General features: G+C 60.0%; 1 protein-coding gene. It reads left to right on the top strand.

The annotated features are described in order from the left end of the window. The first annotated feature begins 34 nt into the window (after positions 1-34). Positions 35-1,198 (top strand): ribonucleotide-diphosphate reductase subunit beta, encoded by a 1,164-nt coding sequence (locus NR164_RS30240; RefSeq protein ID WP_178087560.1) that lies wholly within the window; start codon positions 35-37, stop codon positions 1,196-1,198. The last annotated feature ends 2 nt before the right edge of the window (positions 1,199-1,200 follow it).

Raw genomic sequence — 1,200 nt, 5'->3', positions numbered from 1 at the left:
AGGCGCCAACGCCGGCCACGCCACCGAAGCCAACATGGACCGCCTCGACGGTGCCGGCGCCGCTGCCGCCATCGAAGCCCGCGCCGTCACCGCCAACGACTCCGCCGCGATCATCCGCGCCAAGGCTGCCCTCGACAAACTCGACATCGCCGAAGGCCTCGCCGAACTCGAAGGCGCCTCCGCCCGCGTCGCTGTCGACGAAAAGCGCATGATCAACTGTCGCGCCGACCTCAACCAGCTCGTGCCCTTCAAGTACGACTGGGCCTGGCAGAAATACCTCGACGGCTGCGCCAACCACTGGATGCCGCAAGAGGTCAACATGACCGCCGACATCGCGCTGTGGAAAAACCCCGAAGGCCTGACCGACGACGAGCGTCGCATCGTCATGCGCAACCTCGGCTTCTTCTCCACCGCCGACTCGCTGGTCGCCAACAACCTGGTCCTGGCCGTGTACCGCCTGATCACCAACCCGGAGTGCCGCCAGTACATCCTGCGCCAGGCCTTCGAAGAAGCGATCCACACCCACGCCTACCAGTACTGCATCGAATCGCTGGCCATGGATGAAGGCGAGATCTTCAACATGTACCACGAGATCCCATCGGTCGCGAAAAAAGCCGCCTGGGGCCTGAAATACACGCGCTCCATCTCCGACCCGAAATTCGAAACCGGCACCGTCGACACCGACAAAGAACTGCTGCGCAACCTGGTGGCCTACTACTGCGTACTGGAAGGCATCTTCTTCTATTGCGGCTTCACCCAGATCCTCTCCATGGGCCGCCGCAACAAAATGACCGGCGTGGCCGAGCAGTTCCAGTACATCCTGCGCGACGAGTCGATGCACCTGAACTTCGGCATCGACGTGATCAACCAGATCAAAATCGAAAACCCACACCTGTGGGACGCCGAGATGAAGGAAGAAGCGACCCAGATGATCCTGCAAGGGACCCAGCTGGAGATCGAATACGCGCGCGACACCATGCCACGCGGTGTTCTCGGCATGAACGCGGCGATGATGGAGGACTACCTCAAGTTCATCGCTAACCGTCGTCTGTCGCAGATCGGTTTGAAGGAAGAGTATCCAGGGACGACGAATCCGTTCCCATGGATGAGCGAGATCATGGACTTGAAGAAAGAGAAGAATTTCTTTGAGACCCGTGTGATCGAGTACCAGACTGGCGGTGCGTTGAGCTGGGATTGATT

It is taken from the genome of Pseudomonas sp. Pse79 (genome assembly GCF_024519615.1).
Classification (GTDB): domain Bacteria; phylum Pseudomonadota; class Gammaproteobacteria; order Pseudomonadales; family Pseudomonadaceae; genus Aquipseudomonas; species Aquipseudomonas veronii.
This window is presented reverse-complemented; position numbering and strand designations above follow the sequence as displayed.

Coding starts and splice junctions, on each gene's coding strand:
- NR164_RS30240 (WP_178087560.1), top strand. CDS start 35: ATGGACCGCCTCGACGGTGCCGGCGCCGCTGCCGCCATCGAAGCCCGC.